This is a genomic window from Kitasatospora sp. NPDC094015 (assembly GCF_040304075.1).
GTDB lineage: Bacteria > Actinomycetota > Actinomycetes > Streptomycetales > Streptomycetaceae > Kitasatospora.
In genome coordinates this window covers 24,081-48,447 of the sequence record NZ_JBEOUL010000042.1, presented here as the reverse complement: position 1 = coordinate 48,447, position 24,367 = coordinate 24,081, and the positions used below count along the sequence as shown (strand labels likewise).

Sequence of the window (24,367 nt, the reverse complement as noted above, 5' to 3'; positions counted from 1 at the left end):
CCGCAGATCGCTCTCCTCGGTGGCGAACAGGCAGTTGCGGACCTGGCCGTCGGCGGTGAGCCGGGTCCGGTCGCAGGCGCGGCAGAACGGGCGGCCAGGCCGAATCCACCACCGATCAGGAGCAGCGCACCCGCTCCCGCGACCACCACGCTGGTGGCGTCGCCGCCGCCGGTCGAGGCCAACTGGCCGTCCCCGCCCTTGTCCTGGGGCTGGGCCGGGGCGGGCTTGGGCTTGGTGGCGGGCGGGGTGGTGGACTGCGTCGCGCTCGGGGTCGCGGTCGGGGTGGCGGTGGGGCTCGGGGTGGCGGTCGGGGTCGGGGTCGCCTTCTGCGTGGCGCCGGTCGTCGCCGTGGCGCTCGGCGTCGAGGTGGCCGTCCCGCACTGCGAGCCCGGGGCGGTGCACTCCTCGGGCTTGCTCTGCGACGGCGCGGGCGTGGCGGTCACCGGGGCGGAGGCCGACCCGGAGGCCGAGACGGACCCGGAGGCCGAGGCGGAGGGCATCGCGGTCGGGCTGGCACAGTTGCTCGGGGTGGCCGCCGGGCTGGTGGCCGCCGACGAGGAGGCGGAGGCCGAGGCCGACGGCGAGGCCTTCGCCGACGCGGACGGCGAGGCGGAGGGCGAGGCCTTGGCGGACGCCGACGGCGAGGCCGACGCGGACGGGCTCTCGGAGTCGACCGGCTGGGCCGAGGCGCTGTTGGCCGACCGGCCCAGGTGGCTGTCCTCGTCCTCGTCCTCGTCCTCGTCGTCGCTCTGGTCGACCGGCTCCCCGGGCTGGGTCTGCGCGACCCGACGCCCCTGCTGCTTCCGGCCCTCGGACTCCTCGGTGCCGGTGTCCTCGTCGTCACCCCCGTCGTCGCCGTCACCGTCGTCCGCGGGCTTGGCCGTGGTGGTGCTGGGATCGGGCTTCGGGCTCTTGCTCTTCTTCCCGCTCGCGGACGGCGAGGGTGACCCGTCCCCGCTCTCGGACGGGTCGGCGGTCGCCGAGGCGGAGGCACTGGCTGAGGCGGAGGTGGAGGCGCCGGCGGACGGTGTCACGCCGGGCGTCACGCAGGCGCCGGCGCCCGGCACCGAGTCGACGTGGTAGCCGGCGACCACCTTGGTGAACTCGTAGTCGCTCTGCGCGATCCCGCTGCACTCCGACTCGGCGTTCTTGTCGTACGCGCCGGCACAGGCCCGGTCCCGGTTGACCGCCCAGAAGGTGAACCGGGCCAGGTGGTGCGTGGCCGCGAAGTCGCGCATCGCCGTGAGGTCGGCCACCGACACCTGCTCGCCGGTCTGGTCGGTGCGTCCGATCATCGAGGACAGGCCGGAGTGCCGCCAGGCCTTGTCCGCGTCGTAGCCGTAGGCGGTGGCGACCGCCTTCTGCAGCCCGGTGACCGCGGTGGCGGTGGCCTCCGCCATGGTGCCGGTGTGGCTGTCGAAGTCGAACGGCATGACCGTCCAACCGTCGACCTCCAGGCCGGCCTTGGCCGCCTTGCCGATCAGGTCGACGCCTTCGGCCTCGGGCCCGTCGGGGGTGGCGCCGAAGGTCAGGTAGACCAGCAGGCCCTGGTTGCGGTCCTTGACCAGCTTGAGCGCGTCGACCACCTTCTGGCGGTTGCCGGCGTCGGTGTACTCGGTGTCCTCGATGTCGATGTCGATCGCCTTGAGCCGGTAGGCGTCGATCACCTTCTGGTAGGCGCCGGCGAGGTCGGCCGCCGTGGCGCACTTCTCGCCGAGCTTGGCGCCGTCCCAACCGCCGAAGGAGGCGAGCACGTCGCCGCCGGCGGCCCGGATCGCCTTGATCCTCGCCTCGTCGTCGCCGCCGACCAGCGGCCGGGAGCCGTCCCACAGCGGGTCGCAGCCGCCGTCCTTGCCCGCCAGCACGAAGGAGAGCGTGAACTGCTTGATGCCGGTGGCGTTCATCACCGCGACCGGGTCCTGCGCCTTGCCCCAGCCCAGGTACTCGTAGACCGCGTTGAGGCCGACCGGGTCGCTGGTGGCGGCCGGTGCGTAGTTCTGGGCGACCACGAAAACGCCTCCGGCGGCGAGGGCCGTGGCCGCTGCCGCGATCCGGCGCCGCTGGCTGAACCGGTGTCTGGTCATGAGGATTCTCCTGAGAGGGGACGTGGGCGGGCGCGCCGGCGTACGGCGCGAGCACGCCCGGGGGGCGCCCTCCCACAAAGGCACCCCCCGAGCGCTCTTCCGACTCCCGCCGGAGCGCACGGGGGCGGGCCGGGGCCACGGGTGCCACCGTGGGCGGCGACCCGCCCACGGCCGGCCACGGGCCGGTCCCCGGGTCCGGAGGAGTCCTCGACGGGAGGAACGGCCCGTACGGCGCCGCCGGTTCAGCTGTTCCGCCCCGGTCGACGATCCGTCAGCTGTCGCCGCGTGCGGCCGAGGTCCCGGGTGAACCACCCGACCCCGGACGGCCGTTCTCCCGCAGGGGCGGGCGCGGGAGCACCGCGCGACGGACCACCGCCCGGACTTCGACGCAGGGGTGGGCATGGGGCGCAGGAGACTTCCGCGCAAGCGCTGGCAGGCCGCACTGGTGGTGACCGCCGTGGGCGGGGCGGGGGCCGCCGTGCTGCTGCCCTCGGCCCAGGCCGCGCTGCCCGCGCCGCAGGACTGCACGGCGTCCTGGTACGGCGCGCGGGACGAGGGTGTGGAGGGTGCGGCCACCGCGAGCGGTGCGCCCTTCCACGCCGCCGAGATGACCGCGGCCAGCCGCACCCTGCCGTTCGGCACCGTGGTCACGGTGACCGACCGGCGCACCAGCCGGTCGGTCACCGTGAAGGTCACCGACCGGGGGCCGTTCACCGATCCCGGTCACCGCTGCCTCGACCTGTCGGCCGGCGCCTTCGCCGCGCTCGGCGCGGACCTGTGCGCCGGGCTGGCGGAGGTCCGGGTCGCGCCGGTGGCCCCGGGCACCGCGCTGACCGCCCGGCGGCCCGACTTCCGGCCGATCTCGATGGCCGACTGCGCGCCCGGCAGCGGCGACCCCGGCCCGGACCCGGAGCCGGACCCCGCGCCGAGCCCCACCCGGCCCGAGCCGACCCCGACGCCTTCCCCCTCCCCCTCGCCCTCCTCCTCGGCGACGGCGACCCCTTCGGCCACGCCGTCCCCGACGCCCGCCGTCGACACCCCGCACCCCGACCCGGCCGCGACCCACGACGCCCGGTGGTGGCAGCAGGAGTGGCAACGCCAGATCGAGGAGATGGTCGCCACCCAGCAGCGGATGATCGACGAGCAGCGGCGTCAGATCGAGGCCCAGCAGAAGCTGATCGCCGACCGGCGGGGCTCCTGACCAGCGGAACTCAGGTGCAGGACCCGGCCGTACGGATGATCCCGTCCTGTCGCCCCCGGCGCCCGGGTGCTCCCGCGGGCGTGCCCCGACGAGGGGCGTAGCGGGCGGGTACGGGCGCCGGGGTGGGGTGCGGCGGTGGTCACCAGGCGTAGGACTCCGGGGCCTCGCGGTGCGGCGGGAAGATCTCGTCGAGCCGGGCGAGGGTGGTCTCGTCCAGGGTGACGTCGAGGGCGAGGAGGGCCTGCGCCAGCTGGTCGGCGGTGCGCGGGCCGATGATCGGGGCGGTGACGGCGGGGCGGTGGAGCAGCCAGGCCAGGGCGACCCGGGCCGGCGGCAGGCCGAGCTCCGCGCAGAGCGCCTCGTACGCGGTGATCTGCTCGTGCAGGCGCTCGGCCTTGCCGATCAGCGCCTCGTCGGCCCGGCGGCCGCTGTCGGCGGTGCCCTCGGTGCCCTCGGTGCCGCGCCGGATGCCGCCGAGCAGGCCGCCGCCGAGCGGGGAGTACGGCAGCAGGCCGAGACCGTGGTGGCGGGCGGCGGGGATCAGCTCGCTCTCCACCGTGCGTTCCAGCAGGTTGTAGACGGACTGCTCGCTGACCAGGCCGAGCAGTCCGCGCCCGGTGGCGGCGGCCTGGGCGGTGGCGATGTGCCAGCCGGCGAAGTTGCTGGAGCCGACGTAGAGGATCTTGCCCTGGGCGATCAGCACCTCCATCGCCTGCCAGATCTCCTCCCAGGGCGTCGCCCGGTCGATGTGGTGCATCTGGTACAGGTCGATGTGGTCGGTGCGCAGCCGCCGCAGGCTGGCGTCGACCGCGCGCCGGATGTGCAGGGCGGACAGCCGGCCGCTGTTGGGCCAGCCCTCGCCGAGGTCGGGCATGGTGCCGTAGCCCTTGGTGGCGAGGACGGTGCGCTCGCGGCGGCCGCCGCCCCGGGCGAACCAGGTGCCGAGGATCTCCTCGGTGAGCCCCTTGGTGACGGTCCAGCCGTAGACGTCCGCGGTGTCGATCAGGTTGATGCCGGCCTCGTGGGCGGCGTCGAGGATCGCGTGGGCGTCCGGCTCGGTGGTGCGGTCGCCGAAGTTCATGGTGCCCAGGCACAGGCGGGAGACGGACAGGCCGGTACGGCCGAGGTGGGTGTACTCCATGGTGGGTCAGCTCCGGGGTCGGTGGTGCCGGGTCAGGCCGGCGGGGCGGGGCGCTGCGGCCGGCGGCCGAGCAGCAGTTCGGCGGCGGCCAGCGCGCCGGCCCGGGAGGCGCCGTGGGTGGCCAGGTAGGCGGCCGCGGCGGCCGGGCGGTGGTGCGGCAGGCCCATCTCGACCAGGACGGTGTCCGGCCGGGCGGCGAGCAGGGCCTCGACCGCGGCCCGGGTGGCCGGGTGCCGGTGCAGGTCGCGGACGACCGCGAGGACGGGGCCGCCTGCGGGCAGCGGCGGCAGCGGGGCCGCCGGGTCGGTCACCGGGACCACCCGGGCCCGCGGCAGCCGTCCGGCGACGACCTCGCCGAGGCCCCAGGCGGTGGCGCCGATGGCGGGGGTGGGTTCGTCCTGGAACTCCAGCACCACGGGGGCCTCGCCGAGCTCCGGGAGTCCGTCGGCGAGCAGGGCCCGCCGGGCGGCCGCCATGCCGATGTCGTCCTGGTCGTCCGTCAGGCATCGGCCCGGTCGGGCCCGGTCGGCGAGCCGGGCGATCCGTTCGGCGGCCTCGGCCAGCCGTTCGGCGGGCAGCTCGCCGGCGGTGACGGCGGCGGCCAGCTCGGTCCTGAGCATCCGGGCGCGGGCCTCGCCCCGGTGGGTGCCGACGCACAGGCCGTCCGCGCCGGCGGCGATCGCCCGTACGGCGGTGCCCGCGATGCCGTACCGGTCGTGGACCGCGTCCATCTCCAGCGAGTCGGTGATCACCGCGCCCTGGAAGCCGAGCCGGCCGCGCAGCACGTCGGTGAGCAGGGTCCGGCTGACCGTGGCGGGGACCCGGTCGTAGGCGGGCAGCAGGATGTGGGCGGTCATCACCGCCGCCACCCCGGCCGCGACGGCGGCCCGGAACGGCGGGAAGGCGGTCGCCTCGAACTCCGCGCGGCCCTCGGTGACCACCGGCAGGTCGTGGTGCGAGTCGACGGTGGTGGAACCGTGGCCGGGGAAGTGCTTGGCGCAGCCGGCCACGCCGGTGGACTGCAGGCCGGTGACGAAGGCGGCGCTGTGCGCGGCCACCCGCTCGGGGTCGCTGCCGAAGGAGCGGGTGCCGATCACCGGGTTGCCGGACTCGGTGTTGACGTCGACCACCGGGGCGAGGTCGAGGTTGACGCCGAGTCCGGCGAGGCGGGTGCCGATGGCCCGGGCGGTGCGCCGGGTCAGGTCGAGGTCGTCGGCGCGGCCGAGGGCGAGGTTGCCGGGCCAGGGGCTGCCCTCGGCCAGGTGGAGCCGGGTGACGTCGCCGCCCTCCTCGTCCAGGCCGATCAGCAGGTCCGGGTTCTCGGCGCGCAGCGTGGCGGTGAGGTCCGCGAGTTGCTCCGGGCCGTCCATGTTGCCGTGGTACAGCACCACGCCCCGGACGCCGCCGGCGATCCGGCGCAGCAGCCAGTCGGGGGCGGTCGGGCCGTCGAAGCCGGGCAGGATGCAGGCGTCGGCCCAGCGGAGCAGTTCGGCGCTCATCGGCCCTCCTGAGGGACGGGTCCGGCCGCGTCGGCCGGCTCTCCGGGGCCGCCGGGGGCGGTGGCGAACTGCTTGACCACCAGGTCGCGGGCGTGCCGGTGGTCCTCGCCGGTGCGGTCCGCGGCGTGCAGCTCGCCGAGCGCGTGCAGGGCAGCGCCGGCCACCGGCGGCAGGGTGACGGTGCGCAGCACGGCGTGCGGCGCGGCGGCGAACCGTTCGGCGACCCGGCCGGCCAGGTACGGGTGGCGGGCGGCCAGGATGCCCCCGCCGAGCACCACGTCGACCGGACGGCCGAGCAGGTCGAGGCGGCGCAGCGCGGTCAGGCCCATCGCGGCGATCTCGTCGGCCTGCCGGTCGAGGATGCCGCGGGCCACCCGGTCGCCGCGGGTGGCGGCGTGGAACAGCAGGTGGGTGAGTCCGTTGGTGGCGTCGGGCGCGAGGGTGCCGGTGTGCAGGGCGACGGTGACCTCGGCGACGGTGTCCCGGCCGAAGTGGGCGGCGACGGCGGCGGCCAGGGTGGTGGCCGGCCCGCGGCCGTCCTCGGCGCGCACGGCCTGCCGGAGCACCTCGCGGCCGAGGTCGGCGCCTCCGCCCCAGTCCCCGGAGATGGCGCCGAGGGCGGGGAAGCGGGCCACGGCGCCGTCGGGGGCGACCCCGACGCAGTTGATGCCGGTGCCGCAGACCACGGCGACGCCCCAGCCCTCGGCCGCGCCGGCGTGCAGCAGGGCGAAGGTGTCGTTGCCGGCGTGGCTGTGCCGGGCCCAGCCGCGTTCGGCCAGCGCGGCGGTCAACTGCCGTTCCTCCTCGGGCAGGTCGGCGCCGGCCAGGAAGGCGGAGAGCCGCTCGACCGGGCGTCCGGCGGGCCGGTGGCGGTGCAGCAGGGTGTCGAGCAGCTCGCCGAGCGCGTCCAGGGCGGGGCCGAGCCCGGTGACCTGGGGCCGGAACGGGCCGCCGCGGACGCCGCCGAGCAGCTGGCCGTCGGCGGTGCCGAGGTAGGCGTCGGTCTTGCTGTTGCCGCCGTCGACGGCCAGGAACAGCGCGTCCCCGGTCATCCGCTGCTCCACGGCAGGTGGGCGGAGTCGGAGGCGACCAGCTGTTCGGCGAGCCGGCGGGCCTGCTCGTACTGGCCGATCAGCGGGTGGGCGAGCAGGGCGTTCTCGACCAGCTCGATGCCGCCCTGCAGGGCGGCGCGCAGGGCGAGTTCCTCGTACGCGGCGACGTGGGCGACCAGGCCGGCGTGCAGCGGGTCCAGCGGGGCGACCGGCAGCGGTTCGGCGCCGCGGGCGCTGATCCGGGCGGGCACCTCGATCACGGCCTCGGGGGGCAGGAACGGCAGGGTGGTGCCGTTGCGGACGTTGGCGACCTGGATCTCGCCGGTGTCCCGGAGCAGGCCGCCGACCAGGGCGACGGCGGCCTCGGAGTAGTAGGCGCCGCCGCGCTCGCCGAGCAGTTCGGGCTTGGTGTCCAGGGTCGGGTCGGCGTACATCTCCAGCAGTTGCCGCTCCAGCGCGGCGACCTCCTCGGCGCGCGAGGGCTTGGCGCGCTGCTCGGCCACCACGGCGTCGTGGCCGTAGTAGTAGCGCAGGTAGTAGGACGGGACGACGCCGAGCCGGTGCAGCAGTTCGGGCGGGAGCAGGCAGCGGGCGGCCATCGAGTCGGCGTGCTCGGCGAGCAGCCGGGGCAGCACGTCGACGCCGTCGACCCGGACCCCGCGTTCCCAGGTGAGGTGGTTGAGCCCGACGTGGTCCAGCTCGACCTTCTCCGGGTCGACGCCGAGCCACTCGCCGAAGGTGTGCTGGAAGCCCTTGGCGACGTTGCACAGGCCGACGGCCTTGTGCCCGGCGTCGAGCAGGGCGCGGGTGACGATACCGACCGGGTTGGTGAAGTCGACGATCCAGGCGTCGGGGCTGGCCCGGCGGATCCGCTCGGCGATGTCCAGCACCACCGGGACGGTGCGCAGCGCCTTGGCGAGGCCGCCGGCGCCGGTGGTCTCCTGGCCGACGCAGCCGCATTCGAGCGGGAAGGTCTCGTCCGAGTGGCGGGCGGCCTGGCCGCCGATCCGCAGCTGGAGCAGGACGGCGGCGGCGCCGTCGAGGGCGGCGTCCAGGTCGGTGGTCCAGCTGACCGTGCCGGGGTGGCCGTGCCGGGCGAGGATCCGGGCGGAGAGCGGGCCGACCAGGTCGAGCCGGGTGGCTTCCGGGTCGACCAGGACCAGTTCGTCCAGGGGCAGTTGGTCGCGCAGCCGGGCGAAGCCGTCCGCGAGTTCGGGGGTGTAGGTCGAACCTCCACCGACGACGACGATCTTCAACCCTTGACTCCTGTCATGGTGACGCCTTCGATGAAGGCTCTCTGGGCGAGGAAGAAGACGATGATCACGGGGACCATCGCGATCAGGGTGGCGGCCATGGTGAGGTTCCACTCGACCGCCTGGGAGCTGCGGAATCCCGCCAGGCCGACGGCCAGGGTCCAGCTGTCCGGGTTCTCGCCGGTGTAGATCAGCGGCCCGTAGTAGTCGTTCCAGGCGGAGAAGAACTGGAACAGCGCGACGGCCGCGACGGCCGGCTTGATCATCGGCAGGACGACCCGGGTGAGCACCCGCAGTTCGCCGCAGCCGTCGATCCGGGCGGCGTCCAGGTACTCCTGCGGGAGGGTCAGCAGGAACTGCCGGAGCAGGAAGATCGAGAAGGCGTCGCCGAACAGGGCGGGCAGCACCAGCGGCCACACCGTGCCGGTCAGGTGGAGCTGGGCCCAGACCAGGTACATCGGGATGACCAGGACCTGCGGCGGCAGCATCATCATGGTCAGCACCCCGAGGAAGGCGGTGCCGCGGCCGCGGAAGCGGAACCGGGCCAGCGCGTAGGCGACCGGGACGCTGCTGACCAGCATGGCGAGGGTGGCGCCGACCGCGTAGACCAGGGTGTTGCCGAGCCAGGTCAGCACGGGGGCCCGGCGGAACACCTCGGCGTAGTTGGACCACTGCCAGTGCTCGGGCCAGAAGTTCGAGGTCATCGACTGCTGGTCGGTCATCAGCGAGGTGAGCAGGATGAACACCAGCGGGCCGGTGAACGCCAGCACCAGGGTGACGGCCACCGTGTGCTCGGCGATCCAGATCAGCGCGCGGCGCCGGCGGGCCCGCTGCCGGGCCGCCCGGTGGGCGTTGGCCGCGGCCGGGCGGGCGGGGAGCGTGACGAGGGACGTCATGACGCCTCCTGCGGGGTGAAGGCGGCGGAGCGGCGCAGCAGCACCACCGTGAAGAGCATGGTCACCAGGAACAGCAGCACCGCCAGCGCGCAGGCGTAGCCCATGTGGAACTGGCCGAAGCCGGTGGTGTAGAGCCACTGGGAGTACGTCAGGGTGGAGCCGCCGGGGTAGCCGACCGGGACGCCGCTGCGGCTGTTGCCGGCCACCTGGGAGGCGACCATGGCCTGGGTGAAGTACTGGAGCGCGGCGATGACGCCCGTGACGGCGGAGAACAGCAGCACCGGTGCGATGGTCGGGAGGGTGATGTGCCGGAACCGCTGCCAGGGCCCGGCGCCGTCCAGCGCGGCGGCCTCGTACAGTTCGGCCGGTACGTCCAGCAGGGCCGCGAGGAAGATCACCATGCTGGAGCCGCTGCCCCACAGGGCGAGCAGGGTGAGGGCGGGCTTGGACCAGCTCTCGGAGGTGAACCAGAGCGGGCCGGGCAGCCCCAGCGAGCGCAGCAGTTCGTCGACCGGGCCGGTGCCCGGGTTGAAGAGGAAGACGAAGGCCACCGTGGCGGCCACCGGCGGGGCGAGCGCGGGCAGGTAGAACAGGGTGCGGAAGAGCGTGGCCCCGGCCTTGAGACGGGCCGTCAGCATCGCCACCCCGAGTGCGAAGAGCAGCTGGGCGGGCACCATCACCGCCACCAGCCAGCCGGTGTTGCGCACCGACTGCCAGACGTGCGGGTCCTCGGTGAACAGGTAGCGGTAGTTGCGCAGGCCCACCCAGGCGGCGGGCGAGATCATGTTGGAGTTGGTGAAGGACAGGTAGACCGTGGTGACCAGCGGGTAGAGCAGGAAGAGGGCGACGCCGATCAGCCAGGGCGACAGGAAGGCGAGCAGGACGCGCCGGCGGCGCAGCGCCGGTCGCGGGGCGGTCACGCTCATCTCACTGCCCGAGCCGCAGGGCCGCGTCGTTCTGCCGGTCGAGCTCGCGCAGCCCGGCGGCGAGGTCGCCGACCTGCCCGTCCTGCCACTTCTCGGCGAAGGGCTCGAAGTTGGTCACGTACGCGCCGCCGTCCGGCGAGGCCGGGGTGGTGGTGCTGTGCGGGTTCTTGAAGACGTCCAGGAAGGGCTGGAACTTCGGGTCGCGGGCGAGCTCGAGGTCGGGCGAGGCCAGCGCGGGGAGGGTGGTGGGGACGTTGCCCACCTGGTTGGCGAGGGTGACCAGGGCCTGGGTGTCGGTGGTGAGGAACTTCAGCAGCTTCCAGGCGGCGCCGGGGTGCGCGGTGCCCTTGGGGATGCCCATCACGTTGCCGCCGACGTAGCCGGCGCCGTACAGCTCCGGTTTGCCGTCGGCGGCGGGCATCGGGGCGGTGCCGTAGTCGATGTCCGCGCCGTCGCCCTTGATGAAGGCGGTCCGCCACTCGCCGTCCACCATCATGGCGAGGTTGCCGGTCTCGAAGGCGTTCTGTGCGGACTGTTCGGCGGCCAGGCCGGCCTTGAAGGTCTTGAGCTTGTCCGCGCCGAACCAGTCGACCAGGTTCTTCTGCCAGGTGAGCGCGGCGGCGAAGGCGGGGTCGGCGGCGGTGTTGGAGCGGCCGTCGTCGGTCAGCCACCGGCCGCCCCAGCTGGGCACCAGGTGCTCGGTGAGCATCTCGTAGCCGCCGAAGTACGGCATGAAGCCGGCGGTGCGGATCGAGCCGTCGGGGTTGAAGGTGGTCAGTTTCCTGGCGTCCTCGGCCAGTTCGGCCATGGTGCGGGGCGGGTCGGCGATGCCGGCCTCGGCGAACAGCTTCTTGTTGTAGTACAGGCCGAAGGTGTCGGCCAGCCACGGCATCGTGCAGCGCTTGCCCTGGTAGGCGGTGTAGCTCTGGGCGGCCGGCGGGATCTGGGTGAGGTCGACGTGGTCGGCCGCGAGGTTCGGCGCCAGGTCGAGGAAGGCGCCGGAGGAGCACCAGCCGCCGACGTTGCCGGCGTTGAAGGAGGCCGCCACGTCCGGCCCGGTGCCGCCGCGGATCGCCTGGTTGATCTTGTCGTCGGTCTGGCCCTTGACCGTCCGGACGGTGATGTAGGGGTACTTCTGGTGGAACAGCGCCAGCGCCTGGTCCACCGCCGCGGTCTCCCGCTCGGAGGTGAAGGCGTGCCAGAACGTGATGGTGACCGGCGAGGTGTCGTCCGCCCCGGTGTCGGCGCTCGGCGCCGTACCGGTGGTCCCGCAGCCGGCCGTCAGCAGCGAGACCGCGAGGGCGGCGGTGGTGACGGCGGAGCCGACGCTTCTTCTCACAGCAGTACCTCATTCGTACAGGGGGGAGATCCGGGGGCCCGCGGCGCGGTGGGGGCGCGGGCAGGGAGAATCGGAGACGCTCCGCCGGGGTGGGGCCCGGAGCCCGGCCAGGCGGCGGAGACGTGAGAATTTTTACCAGTTCGACGACCAGGGCGCCATAGTTTGACCATTGGTAAATTTCGCGAGATCATCGAGCATGATCGGTACACGGCCGCGGATCGGCTCCGGCGGCCGGTGAGGAGCAGCGAGAAGTGACCGACGAGGCGGCCGACCGGGAGAGCTCCCGGACATCGGCCAAGCGCAACCGCATCCGCGACCACCTGCTCGACCTGGTGGAGACGCTGGCCAACGGCGACGCCATCCCGTCCGAGCGGCGGCTGTGCACCGATCTCGACGTGTCGCGGCCCACCCTGCGCGCCGTGGTGGACGACCTGGTCCGCGACGGCCTGCTGGTGCGCCGCCAGGGACAGGGGGTGTTCGTGGCACAACCCAAGATCGCGCAGACGCTGACGCCCGGTGAGGGGCCGGTGCCGCGCACGGCGGGCGCCGCCGGCACGTGGACCAGCCGCACCGTGGACTTCGCCCGGATCAGCGCGGGCGCCCGGGTCGGCCGCCGGCTGCGGCTGGCGCCCGCCTCGCCGGTGCTGCGGATCACCCGGCTGCGGCTGGTCGACGGCCAGCCGATGTCGGTGGAGACGCTGTACGTGCCCGAGTCCGCGGTGCCCGGCCTGACCGCCCGCGACCTGGAGGAGAACTCCTTCTACGACCTGCTGGAGCGGCGCTACGGCATCGGGGTCACCGAGGCGGTGCAGACCATCGAGCCGACCGTCACCGACGAGCAGGAGGCCGAACTGCTCGACGTCCCGGCGCACTTCCCCGCCCTGCTGTTCGAGCGGGTCACCGAGGACGAGCGGGGCACGGTGGTCGAGTTCACCCGCTCGGTCTACCGGGGCGACCGGTACCGGATCGTCTCGCGGCTCTCGCTGGCCGGCGGCGGCCAGGGGCGGGTGCTGTCGGGCGGCTGGGCGACGGCCGGGCCGGGGCCGGACGCGCTGCCGGCCGACCCGTTCCTGAGCTGAGCCGGCGACCCGGCCGGCGCGCGCCGACGGAGGCGGGGCCGGGGGCCGGGCAGGCGAACGGGGCCGGAGGACGGTGTCCCCCGGCCCCGCCGTCAGCCGGTCAGCCGCTCAACCGGTCAGCTGGCGGTCCAGATCTGGTTCGTCCGGCCGGTGCACGGCCACAGCTCCAGCTTGGTGCCGTTCGGCGCGGCGACCGCGCCGCCGATCACGTCCAGGCACAGGCCCGACTGGACCCCGACGATGCTGCCGTCGGCCTTGACGTTCCACTGCTGGTTGGTGCCGCCGTTGCAGGTGTAGAGCACCACCGGGGTCTCCGGGGCGGTCTTGCGGCCGGAGGCGTCCACGCACTTGCCCTGCACCCGCAGCGTGCCGTCCGCCTGCGCGGCGACCTGCTGGCCCGCCGAGCCGTCGCAGTCGCGCACCTCGAACCGGGTGTTGTTGGCCGCGGACGGGGTGTTCAGGCACCGGCCGCTCGCCTTGGACACCAGGCCACCGGCCGGGGTGCCCCCGCCCAGCGCGCCCTTGGAGAACCAGGCGTTGCCGCCGCCCAGCGCCCACACCGACACATCGGTCACCCCGAGGTCGCGGACCACCTTGAGCTTGGCGTCCAGCGCCACCTGGTCGACGTAGTCGTAGAACTTGCCGCCCGAGCTCCAGCGGATCTCGCCGGACGCCGGGTCACGGCGCTGGGCGACCACCGCCGGGTCCTCGGAGTAGCCGGGGGCCTTCTTCATGTCCGCCACCGTCTGGTTGCCGACGATGGTCTGGCACTGGTCGCTCGCGGTGTAGGCCTCGGACGGCAGGCCCGCCACGAAGCGCGACCGCTGCGCCGCCGGGATCTGCGCCAGCGCACCGGACACCAGGTCGGTCATCCAGTCGAAGGGCGCGAACGGCAGGCAGCTGGAGCCCTTCGGCGACTGGTACTCCAGGTCGTAGACCATCATCACGACCTGGTCCGCGCCGACCGACAGCGCCTTGCCGTAGTCGAACTGCGTGGTGGTGTCCGGCGGCCCCTCGACCTGCAGCTTCAGGCCGCGCGCATGCAGCCCGTCGGCGAGGTCGTGCAGGAAGGAGTAGAAGTTCGCCGCGTCCTGCGCGCTCCAGTCCCAGTAGTTCTCGAAGTCGATGTCGACGCCGTTGAAGCCGATCTGCCGGGTGAAGTCGGCCAGCGTGGTCACCGCGGCGGCCTTCTTCGCCGCGTCACCGGTCAGCTTGCGCTCGGCGGCGAGGTCGGCCAGCGAGACGGTCATGTACTGCTGCGCCGAGTGCGCCTTGACGTCGGCCGCGTTGGCCGCGCTGTAGCCGTTGCAGGCGTGGTCCGGGTCGGTGGCCGGCAGCAGGACGGCCTGGCCCTGGGCGTTGATCGTGTAGTACTCGGGCTTGAGGACGCCGTTCTTGACCCGGCCGTCCGCGTACTCGGCCGGCGCGGTGCAGGTCACCGAGCCGGTCTTGCCGGGGTACAGCCACTCCTGCACCGCGATCGGTGCGGCGGCGGGTGCGGCGGCCGGGAGGGCGGCGTCCGCCGGGCCGGGGGCGGCGAGGGCGAAGGTGCCCGCCACCGTGAGGGCACTGGCGGCGACCGAAGCCGCGCGCCGGGGGAAGCGAGATGTCATGGGCGGAATCCTGGCGCTGGATTGACCACTGGTCAATACCAGTGGCAAGAATCCCCGTTGCGATGACCGCCGGCGCCCATACGGGGGGACAGGCGCCGGCGGCGGCACCGCACTGGGAAGAACGGCCGCCGGACCCCGTCCGGTTCATCCCACCTGCGGATCCGGTCCCAGACCCAGCGCGGCCAGCCGGGCCCGGATGCCGTCGAGCGGCCGCCCGTGGCGGTCCAGCACCTCCAGCGACCGCAGGTAGTACGCACGGGCCTCCCGGCCCCGGCCGAGCCCCTGCAGCACCAGTCCGGTCTCCTCGGCGTGCTGCGCCTCCATCCGGTGGTCGCGCAGCTCCCGGTCCAGCTCCAGCGCCTGGAGCAGCACCTCCAGCGCCTGCTCCGCCAGCCCCAGGGCGATCCGCACCTCGGCCAGCGTGCCGAGCGAGATCGCCAGCGCCGGATCCGTCCGCCCGGCCAGCAGCGCGACCGACTCCTCGGCCGCCGCCAGCGCGGGCCGCGGCTCCCCCAGCGTCAGCCGGCACTCCGCCAGGTTGTTGAGCTGGACGGCGGCCGAACGGCCGTCCCCGGCCGCCCGCTCCATCTCCACCATCCGCTCCAGCAGCGGCAACGCCCCGCGCGCGCCGCCGAGTTCGTACAGCGCCTCGGCCAGCACGCTCAGGCAGCGCACCAGCGGGGGCCTGCGCCCGAGCCGCTCGGCCAGCGGGAGCGCCCGCTCCATCAGCTCGGCCTGCTCGGCGTGCCGGCCCTGCTCCCCGAGGATCATCCCGAGGTCACCGCTGGTCCAGACCCGGCCCTCCAGGCTGCCCGCCTGCTCGGCCGCCGCCAGCGCGGACCGCGCCAGCCGCTCCCACTCCGGCAGGAACCCGCCGTCGTGGTAGTACGCGGGCGCCACCTCGTAGGCGAGCTGCCAGACCCGCTCGCCGTGCCCGTCACGACCGGCCTCCACCACCAGGGTGCGGATCGCCCGCTCCTCCCGCCGGAACAGCTCCAGCGCCTCGGCCGGGCCGCCGGGCACCGCCACCCCGCCGGAGGGTGCCGGGCCCGGGGTGCGGACCGGCAGCCTCGGCCGCCCCAGCGCCCTGGTGAGCGCCGCGCAGGTGGCGAGGTAGTAGTCCAGCAGCCGGTCGACCGCGGCCCGGCGCTCCGGCGCCGCCAGGGTGTCGGTCAGTTCCCTGGTGTACAGCCGCACCAGGTCGTGCCGGCCGAACAGCCCCGGCTCCGGCTGCTCGACCAGGTGCGCCGCCCCCAGCTCGGCCAGCAGCCCGGCCGCCTCGTCCGCCGCCAGGCCGCCCAGCGCCGCCGCGGCCTGCGGGCACACCTCCCGGCCCGCGTGCAGGCCGAGCAGCGCGAACAGCCGGGCGGCCGGCGCCGACAGTGCCCGGCAGCTGAGCGCCAGCGCGGACGCCACCCCGAGCGCGCCGCCGGTGGAGAGCGCCGGCAGCGCGGTCTGCTCGTCGGCCAGCTCGGCGGCCAGCTCGGCCAGCGCCCAGTCCGGGCGCGAGGCCAGCCGGGCCGCCGCGATCCGCAGCGCCAGCGGCAGGCCGTCGCAGAGCTCGACGATGCGCCGGGCCGCGTGCGGTTCGGCGGCCAGCCGGGCCGGGTCGACCACCCGGGCCAGCAGGTCCAGCGCGTCCGCCGGCGCGAGCACGTCCAGGGTCAGGCGCACGGTGGCCGTGCAGTTCGGCCGCTCCTGGAGCCGGCTGCGGCTGGTGACCAGGGTCAGCACCTCAGGGATGTCCGCGTACAGCGGCGCCGCCTGGGCGGACTCCCGGACGTTGTCCAGCACCACCAGCATCCGCCGGCCCGCCACCAGCCGGCGGAACAGCTCGGAGCGCTCCGCCAGCGAGGCCGGCACCGCTTCGTCGGCGACGTCCAGCGCGCGCAGCAGGCCGCCGAGCGCCTCGCGCGGGTCGACCGGCCCGCTCTCGTCGAAGCCGCGCAGGTCGACGTAGAGCCGACCGTCCGGGAAGCGGTCGGTGTTCCGGTGCGCCCACTGGAGCACCAGGCTGGTCTTGCCGACCCCGGCGGCCCCGCAGACCAGCACCGCGGTACGGCCCGGCCGGTCCACCGCCTCGTCGATCCGGGCCAGGTCGGCCGCCCGGCCGGCGAACCCCCGGCTGGCACGCGGAAGTTGGCAGGGCACGGCGGACCGCCGGACCGGCTCCGGGCGGGCCGGGCGCGGCGGCGCCGAGCCGATCTGTCGGTGCGCCGCCAGCAGCACCCGGCCCGGACCGATGCCGAGCTCCTCCTCCAGCCTGCGCACCGTGCGCCGGTACACCGCCAGGGCCTCGCCGGCCCGGCCGGCCCGGTCCAGGCAGAGCATCAGCAGCGCGACGACCGGCTCCCGCCGGGGCGCCACGGCCACCGCGGCGGCCAGCTCGTCCAGCACCTCCGGCGCCCGGTCCAGGCGCAGCAGCGCCTCGGCGAGCCGCTCCAGCGCCCGCAGCCTGGTCTCGCGCAGCGAGCGGGCCGCCTGGTCGGGCAGCGCGGACGGGCTGTCCTCGGCCTCCCAGGGGCCGGGCCACAGGGCCAGCGCCGCGCGCAGCACGGCCGCCGCGGCCGGATCGGTCAGCCCGGCGGAGGAGGCCACCAGGCTGTCGAACTCGTGCGCGTCCACGGCGTCCTGGCCACCGGTGAGGACGTAGCCGGGCTCCCGGGTGACCAGCCGCAGCTGCTCGCCGTCGAGCTGCTTGCGCAGCGCCGCGACGTGCCCCTGGAGGGCGGCCCGGGCGGTCGGCGGGGGCTCGCTCCCCCACAGCGCCTCGACCAGGCGGTCGGTGGGCACCACCCGGTTGAGCTCCAGGGCGAGCACGGTGAGCAGCGCCCGCCGCTTGGGCGTGGCGACCGGGACCTCGGTGCCGTCCGCGCGCCGGAGTTCGACGCCGGCGAGCAGGTTGATTCGCATGGAACAGTCCTGAGGGTCGGGGTGCCGGGACGGGTCAGACCCGCCCGAGCACCGCCAGCTTCTGCCGCAGGTGGTCCGCAGGACGGCCCTGGGCCATGAGGAGTTCGATCGCGCGCTGCCAGGCGGCCGCCGCCTCGTCGGGGCGGCCCAGTTCGCCGAGTACGGTAGCGATCTCGTCGAGCTGGTGCAGCAGCAACCGGATGTTGTCGTGCCGCTCGGCGACCTCGATCGCCCGCCGGGAGTCCTCGACCGCCTCCTCCCGGCGGCCGAGCGCGTGCAGGGTGGCGGCGCGGCTGGACAGGAAGCTGCCCTGGAGCGGGTCGTCCGGGCGGTCCTCGATCAGGTCCAGCGCCCGGGCGGTGAGGGCCAGCGCGCGCTCCGGATCGCCCGCCTCGCACAGGCAGTTGGCGAGGTTGTCGAGCGCCCTGGCGGTCAGCACGGGCCGGCCCTGGGCCTCGCAGGAGGCCACCACCCGTTCCATGATCGGGACGGCGTCCCGGGGCCGGCCGGCGGCGAAGACCGCGCCGGCCACCACCGTCAGGCAGCGGTCCCGTACGGCCGGGTCCGCCACCCGCTCCGCCTCGGCGGCGGTCCGCCGCATCCAGTCGAGCATCTCGGGCCGGCCCTGCCCGTCCAGGGTGATCCCGATGTCGGTGCGCAGGTGGACCTGGGCCGCCAGGTCGCCGCAGCGCTCGGCGGCCAGCAGCCCGAGCCGGGCCACCTTCTCCCACTGCGGCAGGTAGCGGCCGTCGTGATAGTAGAGCGAGCCGGCGCCGTACGCGAGGCGCCAGGCCCGCGCGTCCCGGCCGCGGGTCAGCGCCGCCTCGACCAGCGCGGCGACCGTCCGCTCCTCGCGGCGGAACCACTCGATCGCGCGGGCCGGGCCGGGCGGGCCGGGGTGCTCGCCGAGCGGGTCGGCCTGCGGGCCGGGCCGGGGGCCGGTCCCGGCTTCGGCTTCGGCTTCGGGCCCGGGTTCGGTCCCGGGTTCGGTTCCGGCTTCGGGCCCGGTGTCCGTTCCGGGTTCGGCTTCGGGCTGCGGGGCGTCCGCGGCCACCCGGCCGAGCAGGTCGGCCGCCCGCCCGGTGACGGCGATGTAGTGGTCCAGCAGGCGGTCCAGCGCGCTCTCCCGGGCCTTGGCCGGCAGTTCGGCCGCCACCCCGGCCGCGTACAGCCGGACCAGGTCGTGCCGGGCGAACAGGCCGGGCGAGACCTCCCGTACCAGGTAGGCGGCGTCCAGCACGGCCAGCGCCGCGCGGGCGGCCGGCAGCGGCAGGCCCGCCAGCGCGGCCGCGGCCCGGGCGTCGACCGCCGCGCCGGGGAACAGCCCGAGCAGCCCGAACAGCCGGGCCGCCGCGGGCGGCAGCGCCGCGCGGGTCAGCCCGAGCGCGGCGGCCACCCCGAGCGAGCCACCGGTCGCCAGCGCGGCCAGCCGGCCCTGCTCGTCCGACATCTCGGCGGCCAGGTCGGCCACCGACCAGCCGGGGCGGGCGGCCAGCCGGGCGCCCGCCACCCGCAGCGCCAGCGGCAGCCGGTCGCAGAGTTCCACCAGCCGGGCGGAGGCCTCCGGCTCGGCCCGGACCCGGTCCGGGCCGGCGGCCCGGCCGAGCAGCTCGACCGCCTCCTCGTGGCCGGGCACCTCCAGCGGCAGCGGCAGCGCGGCCTCCCGGGCCACCAGGTCGGCCAGCCGGGCGCGGCTGGTCACCACGACCAGGACGCCGGCGGCGCCCGGCAGCAGCGGTTCCACCTGCTGGTAGGAGGCGGCGTTGTCGAGCACCAGCAGCATCCGGCGGTCGGTCAGCACCCAGCGCAGCAGGGCGGAGCGCTCCTCCACCCGCTGCGGCAGCTCCTCGTCCGCGACGCCGAGCGCCCGCAGCAGGTCCGCCAGCAACGCGCCGGGCGCGGCCGGCCGGTCCTCGTCGAAGCCGCGCAGGTCCAGGTAGAGCCGGCCGTCGGGGAAGCGCTCGGCCTGCTGCCGGCCCCAGCTCAGCACCAGGCTGGTCTTGCCGACGCCGGCAGCGCCGGACACCAGCACCGGCCGGGCCCCGGCGGACTGCGCGGTGCGGTCCAGCCAGGCCAGTTCACGGGCCCGGCCGACGAACCCCCGGGTCGCCCGGGGCAGGGCGGCGCCGGTCGGGAGGGCGGCGCGGCGCAGCCCCAGCTGCGCCTCGGCCAGCAGCGGACCGGGGGCCAGGCCGGTCCCGGCCAGCGCGGTCCTGGCGCGCTCGTAGGCGGCCTCCGCGTCGGCGGTGCGGCCCGCCCGGCCGAGGCAGGTGACCAGCAGGGCGGCGGCCGACTCGCGCAGCGGCTGCGCCTCGACCGCCACGGTCAGGTGCGCCAGCGCCTCGCTCTCCCGGCCGGCCGCCAGCAGGCGTTCGGCCAGCCGCTCGGCGGCGACCAGGCGGGCGGCCTCCCAGGGGCGGCCGGCCCGCTCGCGCAGCGTCGGCGAGCCGCAGCCGTCCAGTGCGGGGCCGCGCCAGAGTCCGAGCGCCTCCTGGAGCAGTCCGATCGCCCGCTCCGGCCCGGCCTGCTCGGCGGCGGCGCACAGCCGCTCGAACCGGTGCGCGTCGACCGTGTCGGGGTCACCGGCCAGCAGGTAGCCGGCGCCGCGGGTGAGCAGCTCCAGGCCGGTGCCCTCCAGGGCCCGGCGGACCAGGGCGACGTGGCCCTGCAGCGCGGCCCGCGCGGTCGCCGGCGGCGCGCCCTCCCAGACCAGGTCGAGCAGCCGCTCGACCGGCACCATCCGGTTGAGCTCGACGGCGAGGGCCGTCAGCACGGCGGTGCGTCGGGATCCGGGCAGCCCGACCGGGCCGCCGTCCCCGGTCCTGAGCTCGACCCGGCCGAGCAGATTGATGCGCACGCTCGCTCCTTGCCGCCTGCTGCTGATGTGGACGGAGCTGACAATACGGACCTTCGCACAAGTGATCCAAGCTCTTCACCGCATCACCTCGGGACGCCAACTTCCTTGCAGGCGCCGGATACCAGCGCCTCGTGCGGCGATTCGTCAGCTCCCAATCTTCGCCCCGAGTTCATCCTCCGTCGGCTATTTTCGAGGACGAAGCACCCCGCCGGCCGTTCACTCACCGTGACCCGACGGGTGTCATCAGGCACTCCTCGGCTGGCTAGACTGCCCACCGGCGCCTCGACCACGAGGCCCGGAGAGTGGGGGGAGCGGATGCGCGTTCGGCTGCTCGGTCCTGCGGAGATCCAGGCCGAGGACGGCAGCCCGGTGGCCGTGCCCGGGGCCAAGCGGCGTGCGGTGCTGGCCCTGCTCGCGCTCGAACTGGGGCGCTGCGTGCCGGTCGAGCGCTTCTTCGAGCTGCTCTGGGGCGAGCACCCCCCGGCCCAGGCCAAGGCCGCCCTGCAGGGGCACGTGGCGGCGCTGCGCAAGGTGCTGGCCGGATCGCCGTTCACCCTGCTCACCCGGGCACCGGGCTACCTGCTGCTGGGCGAGCCCGCCCGGGTCGACGTGCACGCCTTCCGGGCGCTGGCCGCCCGCGCCGCGGCCGACCCGGACGACGCGGCCGCCGCCGAACTCTTCGGCCGGGCCCTGGAGTTGTGGCACGGGGCACCGCTGGCCGACCTCCCGGAGACCGAGCTGCGGCACGCCTTCGCGGACGAGCTGGAGCGCGACCGGCGGGTGGCGCTGGAGGCCTGGGCCGAACGGCTGCTGCGCACCGGGCGCGGCGCCACGGCCGTACCGGCGCTGGAGCCGGCCGTGCGCGCCGACTGGCTGCACGAACCGGCCGCCGCCCTGCTGGTGCGCTGCCTGCACCAGGCGGGCCGGCCGGCCGACGCGCTGAACGTCTACCACCGGGCCAGGGCCGGACTGGCCGAGGAGCTCGGCGCCGTGCCCGGCGCGCAGCTGCGGGCCGCCTTCACCGCCGTCCTCGCCGAGGAGCCGGCCCAGGCGGCCGCGGCCACCGCCCCGGACGAGGTCCCGCCCCAAGCGGCCACCGCCGCGCCCCGGCGCCCCGGCGCCGCCGGACCGGCCGCCCCCGCGCCCCGGCTGGAGTGCCAACTCCCGCGGCTGCTGCCCGGGTTCGTCGGGCGCACCCGCGAGTCACGACGGCTGGACGAGCTCTGCGGCGCCGACCACGACGGGGACGGCATCGCCGTGGTGATCGGCCCCGCCGGGGTCGGCAAGACCGCGACCGTGGTCCGCTGGGCGCACGCGGCCGCTCGCGGCTTCCCGGACGGCCTGCTCCACGCCGACCTGCGCGGGTTCGACCCGGCCGGCCCGACCGACCCGGCCGAGGTGCTGGCCCGGTTCCTGCGCGCCCTGGGCGTCCCCGAGGGCGAGGTGCCCGAGGATCCGGTCGAACGCGGCGCCCGCTACCGCGAGCTGACCGGGCAACGGCAGCTGCTGGTGGTGCTGGACGACGTCCGCGCGGCCCGGGACGTGAGCGAGCTGCTGCCCGCCGGCGCGGGCTGCGCCACGGTGGTGACCAGCCGCAACACCCTGGAGGACCTGGTGGTCACCGAGGGCGCGGTCCTGCTGCGCCTGGAGGCGCTGCCGGCCGAGGACGCGCTGGCCCTGCTCGGCCAGCTGCTCGGCGACGAGCGGGTACGGGCCGAGCCGGCCGCCGCCCGCCGGCTGTCGGCGCTGTGCGACCAGCTCCCGCTGGCCCTGCGGATCGCCGCCGCCCGGCTGTCCTCCCAGCCCTCCTGGACCATCGCCGGGCTGGTCGCCGAACTGGAGGACGAGCGGACCAGGCTGCCCGCGCTGGACGCGCAGGGCGGGGTGAGCGTGCGCTCGGCCCTGAACCTGACCCATCGCCACCTCGACCCCGAGGGCGCCCGGCTGCTCGCCCTGCTGGCCGTGCACCCGGGCGGCGAGGTGGACGTGGCCGCCGCCGCCGCGCTGCTCGGCACCGGCCCCGCGGCGGCCCGCCGGGCGCTCGGCTCGCTGGCCTCGTACCACCTGCTGACCGAGTCCTCCCCGGGCCGCTTCCACCGCCACGACCTGGTCCGGGTCTACGGGCTGGAGCTGCTGGACGCGCTGGCGCCGGACACCGGCCGGCTCGCCCGCGCCCGGCTGCTGGACCACTACCTGGCCGCCACCGGGCACGCCGCCGCCCGCCTCCAGCCCCACCTGACGGAGTTCGGCTCGCCGGTGGAGCACCCCACCCCGGCGCGGCCGGTGCTCGCGGACGTCCGCGCCGCGCTCGCCTGGTTCACCACCGAGGAGCCGGCCGTCCGGAGCCTGGTGGACGCCGCGGCGGCGGCCGGCGAGCACCGGCGGGCCTGGCAGCTCGCCCACCTCGCCAACTGCCTGTACTACGGCGCCGGGCGGCTCACCGACCGGCTGAGCTGCCTGCGGTCGGGGCTCGCGGCCGCGGTCGCGCTCGGGGAGCCGGTGCCGATCGCACTGCTGGAGTCGGCCACCGCCCGGGCGCTCGGCCGGCACCGGCCGGCCGAGGCGCTCGCGCTGGCCCGGCAGGCCGCCGGGCGCACCGCCGCGCCGGGCGGCGCCGCGCACGTGCACAGCCTGACCGTGCTGTCGCTGACCCTGGCCGACCACGGTGACCTCGCCGACGCCGTGCTGGCCTCGGAGCAGGCGCTCGCCCTGCTGCGGGAGCTGGGCGTGCGGGAGGCCGGCGCGTGCACGCTGGCGCACGCGGCCGGGCTGCGGGCCCGCTCCGGCGACGGCGTGACGGCGCTGCGGTACGCCCGCGAGGCGGGCGGACTGCTCGCCGGGCACCCGGAGGCCACCTTCCACCTGCACGCGCGCTCCGCCGAGGCCGAGGCGCTGCACCTGCTGGGCCGGCCGGAGGAGTCCGAGCACGTCTGGCGGCAGGCCCTGGAGGGCTGCCGGACCTCGGGCATCGCGCACGTGCACGCGCTGACCCGGCGGCAGTTCGCCGACTTCCTGCTGGCCCGGGCCCGCCCGGCCGAGGCCGCGGAGCACCTGGCGGCCGCCGCCGAGCTGTACACCGCGCTCGGCGACAGCACCGCCGCGGCCGACCTGGCGGAGAGACTCGCGACCATCCGCGGGGAGCTGGCGGCTCAGCCCGCGCCGGCCATCCCCTTGGCCTCCAGGATCGGGCGCAGCGCCCGGACGGCGTAGAAGTTCCGCGACTTCACGGTGCCGACCGGCACCCCGAGCACGACCGCGGCCTCGGCCATCGACCGGCCCTTCATGTGCAGTTCGACCAGCACGTCCCGGTGGTGCGGCTGGAGCTCGGCCATCGCGACCTCGATGTCCCGGGCGGCCAGCACCTCGTCGTACGGGTCGTGGGTGCCCGCGTGGTCCTCCGGCGAGTCGTCGGCGACCTCCTGGGCGCGGGCGGCCTGCATCCGGAAGTGGTCGATGGCGATCCGCCGGGCCACCGTGAACAGCCAGGGGCGGCTGTGCTCGGGGCCGCGGTGGATCGCGGCGGGGTTCTTCCAGGCCCGCAGCAGGGTCTCCTGGAGGATGTCCTCGGCCTTCCCACGGTCTCCGCTGGTGACCCGCAGCAGCGCGCGCAGCAGGTAGGGCCCGTGCAATCGGTACAACTCCGCCAGGGTCTCCTGGTCGAGGGTCGCCCGGGCCTGGCCGGCCCGGGCGGTGCCCTCGTCGGCAGCGGCAGCTTCCATGGCCACAGCCCTTCGCTCCGGTTCGACGACCGACAGGGGGATGCCCGGACGCCGATGGCCGGCCGCCCAGGTCCCCTGTCCTTACCCGTCACACCGTTCCAGGCTCCGCCAACACGGGACCAATGATCCGCCAACGGACCGCCAAGTCGACCGGCCCGCGGCCTTGGCACCCGTTCCTCGCCGGGTACCCGCCGGTGGTGGCGTCAGCGGGGACCGGCCAGCGCGGCCACCAGCCGCTGCACCCCGTCCTCGCCGAAGCGGTGCATCAGGACGGCGATCCAGCGGCCCAGCTCGGCCCGTTCGCCGGCGCTCCAGGAGGCGGCCGAGGGGTGCTCGTCCACCACCAGCGCCTCGGCGATCAGCCGGAGGTCGGCCGGCGGCACCGGCCAGGGTTCGCCGGCCAGCCCCTCGATCGCCAACCGCCGTGCGGTGGAGACGACTTCGCGTGCGCCGGCCGGCGGCACGGCGAGGCCGGACGGGACCGGCCCACCGGCCCGCGCACCACCTGCGGGGCCGCCGGCAGCCCCGCCCGGCACCGCTGTGCGCGTCGTCGCGTCGGCGGGGCCCGTCGTGTTGCCGGCCCCGCCCTCGTCCTCGGTCCCGGCGAGCCAGGAGGCGATCAGCCGACGGGCCGTCTCCTCCTCGTCACCGTGCATGCCCTGGTCCACCATGACCGCCAGCATGCCACCGCTTCGGAAGTCAGTACTCGCCCACATGGGTAACCTCTCGTCCGCCGATCGAGGCGGCCCGCCGGAGTGCCGTCGCCGCATCTTGTTGAACGGCTAACAGGCTCGC

At 75.7% G+C, this 24,367-nt stretch carries 15 protein-coding genes and 1 pseudogene; 3 read left to right on the top strand and 13 right to left on the bottom strand.

What is annotated here, in order from left to right:
• Window positions 1–132 (bottom strand): annotated as a pseudogene (locus ABT014_RS34625) (GTP 3',8-cyclase MoaA); the annotation flags it as partial.
• Window positions 133–2,484: 2,352 nt separating this feature from the next.
• Between ABT014_RS34625 and ABT014_RS31310 the strand changes: the two are divergent.
• Complete coding sequence (locus ABT014_RS31310; RefSeq protein WP_350642727.1) at window positions 2,485–3,285, top strand: septal ring lytic transglycosylase RlpA family protein; 801 nt, start codon at window positions 2,485–2,487, stop codon at window positions 3,283–3,285.
• A 139-nt stretch (window positions 3,286–3,424) separates the two neighbouring features.
• Here the strand turns inward: ABT014_RS31310 and ABT014_RS31305 are convergent, their stop codons facing one another.
• Genes ABT014_RS31305 through ABT014_RS31275 form a run of 7 tightly spaced genes read right to left on the bottom strand, consistent with a single transcriptional unit; the run spans window position 3,425 to window position 11,391 of the window.
• Window positions 3,425–4,426, bottom strand: a complete 1,002-nt coding sequence (locus ABT014_RS31305; RefSeq protein WP_350642726.1) for an aldo/keto reductase — start codon at window positions 4,424–4,426, stop codon at window positions 3,425–3,427.
• A gap of 32 nt (window positions 4,427–4,458) precedes the next feature.
• Window positions 4,459–5,925: a glycoside hydrolase family 3 protein gene (locus ABT014_RS31300; protein WP_350642725.1), complete on the bottom strand. Its 1,467-nt coding sequence runs from the start codon at window positions 5,923–5,925 to the stop codon at window positions 4,459–4,461.
• The gene (locus tag ABT014_RS31295; RefSeq protein ID WP_350642723.1) at window positions 5,922–6,977 is read right to left on the bottom strand and encodes an N-acetylglucosamine kinase; all 1,056 of its coding nucleotides are present in this window, start codon (window positions 6,975–6,977) and stop codon (window positions 5,922–5,924) included. Before ABT014_RS31295 ends, ABT014_RS31300 begins: the two co-directional genes overlap by 4 nt.
• Complete coding sequence (locus ABT014_RS31290) at window positions 6,974–8,233, bottom strand: 6-phospho-beta-glucosidase (protein ID WP_350642721.1); 1,260 nt, start codon at window positions 8,231–8,233, stop codon at window positions 6,974–6,976. The genes ABT014_RS31295 and ABT014_RS31290 overlap by 4 nt, the downstream gene beginning before the upstream one ends.
• Window positions 8,230–9,126: a carbohydrate ABC transporter permease gene (locus ABT014_RS31285; protein ID WP_350642719.1), complete on the bottom strand. Its 897-nt coding sequence runs from the start codon at window positions 9,124–9,126 to the stop codon at window positions 8,230–8,232. The genes ABT014_RS31290 and ABT014_RS31285 overlap by 4 nt, the downstream gene beginning before the upstream one ends.
• The gene (locus ABT014_RS31280; protein ID WP_350642717.1) at window positions 9,123–10,052 is read right to left on the bottom strand and encodes a carbohydrate ABC transporter permease; all 930 of its coding nucleotides are present in this window, start codon (window positions 10,050–10,052) and stop codon (window positions 9,123–9,125) included. Before ABT014_RS31280 ends, ABT014_RS31285 begins: the two co-directional genes overlap by 4 nt.
• Window position 10,053: 1 nt before the next feature.
• Window positions 10,054–11,391 (bottom strand): ABC transporter substrate-binding protein, encoded by a 1,338-nt coding sequence (locus ABT014_RS31275; protein ID WP_350642715.1) that lies wholly within the window; start codon window positions 11,389–11,391, stop codon window positions 10,054–10,056.
• 251 nt (window positions 11,392–11,642) lie between these two features.
• Here ABT014_RS31275 and ABT014_RS31270 point away from each other — a divergent pair, with 251 nt between their 5' ends.
• Window positions 11,643–12,470 carry a GntR family transcriptional regulator gene (locus ABT014_RS31270; protein ID WP_350642713.1) on the top strand — a complete coding sequence of 276 codons (828 nt, stop codon included), beginning with the start codon at window positions 11,643–11,645 and terminating at the stop codon, window positions 12,468–12,470.
• Between the two features lie 116 nt (window positions 12,471–12,586).
• Here ABT014_RS31270 and ABT014_RS31265 read toward each other — a convergent pair whose 3' ends face one another.
• From ABT014_RS31265 to ABT014_RS31255, 3 genes are all read right to left on the bottom strand, one after another.
• On the bottom strand, window positions 12,587–14,083 hold the full coding sequence (locus ABT014_RS31265) for a ricin-type beta-trefoil lectin domain protein (RefSeq protein WP_350642711.1): 1,497 nt from the start codon (window positions 14,081–14,083) through the stop codon (window positions 12,587–12,589).
• Window positions 14,084–14,227: 144 nt separating this feature from the next.
• Window positions 14,228–16,996: an AfsR/SARP family transcriptional regulator gene (locus ABT014_RS31260; protein WP_350642709.1), complete on the bottom strand. Its 2,769-nt coding sequence runs from the start codon at window positions 16,994–16,996 to the stop codon at window positions 14,228–14,230.
• 34 nt (window positions 16,997–17,030) lie between these two features.
• A complete protein-coding gene (locus ABT014_RS31255; protein ID WP_350642707.1) occupies window positions 17,031–19,853 on the bottom strand; it encodes an AfsR/SARP family transcriptional regulator in 2,823 nt (940 codons plus the stop codon).
• Between the two features lie 315 nt (window positions 19,854–20,168).
• On the opposite strand from ABT014_RS31255, the gene ABT014_RS31250 reads away from it, so the two are divergent.
• Window positions 20,169–23,063, top strand: a complete 2,895-nt coding sequence (locus ABT014_RS31250) for an AfsR/SARP family transcriptional regulator (RefSeq protein ID WP_350642705.1) — start codon at window positions 20,169–20,171, stop codon at window positions 23,061–23,063.
• On the opposite strand, the gene ABT014_RS31245 is transcribed toward ABT014_RS31250, so the two are convergent.
• Both ABT014_RS31245 and ABT014_RS31240 read right to left on the bottom strand, forming a co-directional pair.
• Window positions 23,003–23,572 (bottom strand): sigma-70 family RNA polymerase sigma factor, encoded by a 570-nt coding sequence (locus ABT014_RS31245; RefSeq protein ID WP_350642703.1) that lies wholly within the window; start codon window positions 23,570–23,572, stop codon window positions 23,003–23,005. The two genes, ABT014_RS31250 and ABT014_RS31245, sit on opposite strands and share 61 nt — an antisense overlap.
• A gap of 203 nt (window positions 23,573–23,775) precedes the next feature.
• On the bottom strand, window positions 23,776–24,243 hold the full coding sequence (locus tag ABT014_RS31240) for a hypothetical protein (RefSeq protein WP_350642701.1): 468 nt from the start codon (window positions 24,241–24,243) through the stop codon (window positions 23,776–23,778).
• Window positions 24,244–24,367: the final 124 nt, after the last annotated feature.

Bases quoted from the DNA above. Each gene is read 5' to 3' on its own strand.
- ABT014_RS31295 (WP_350642723.1), bottom strand. From the start codon at position 6,977: ATGACCGGGGACGCGCTGTTCCTGGCCGTCGACGGCGGCAACAGCAAG.
- ABT014_RS31260 (WP_350642709.1), bottom strand. From the start codon at position 16,996: ATGCGAATCAACCTGCTCGCCGGCGTCGAACTCCGGCGCGCGGACGGC.
- ABT014_RS31310 (WP_350642727.1), top strand. From the start codon at position 2,485: ATGGGGCGCAGGAGACTTCCGCGCAAGCGCTGGCAGGCCGCACTGGTG.
- ABT014_RS31280 (WP_350642717.1), bottom strand. From the start codon at position 10,052: ATGAGCGTGACCGCCCCGCGACCGGCGCTGCGCCGCCGGCGCGTCCTG.
- ABT014_RS31265 (WP_350642711.1), bottom strand. From the start codon at position 14,083: ATGACATCTCGCTTCCCCCGGCGCGCGGCTTCGGTCGCCGCCAGTGCC.
- ABT014_RS31305 (WP_350642726.1), bottom strand. From the start codon at position 4,426: ATGGAGTACACCCACCTCGGCCGTACCGGCCTGTCCGTCTCCCGCCTG.
- ABT014_RS31250 (WP_350642705.1), top strand. From the start codon at position 20,169: ATGCGCGTTCGGCTGCTCGGTCCTGCGGAGATCCAGGCCGAGGACGGC.
- ABT014_RS31285 (WP_350642719.1), bottom strand. From the start codon at position 9,126: ATGACGTCCCTCGTCACGCTCCCCGCCCGCCCGGCCGCGGCCAACGCC.
- ABT014_RS31300 (WP_350642725.1), bottom strand. From the start codon at position 5,925: ATGAGCGCCGAACTGCTCCGCTGGGCCGACGCCTGCATCCTGCCCGGC.
- ABT014_RS31245 (WP_350642703.1), bottom strand. From the start codon at position 23,572: ATGGAAGCTGCCGCTGCCGACGAGGGCACCGCCCGGGCCGGCCAGGCC.
- ABT014_RS31240 (WP_350642701.1), bottom strand. From the start codon at position 24,243: ATGGTGGACCAGGGCATGCACGGTGACGAGGAGGAGACGGCCCGTCGG.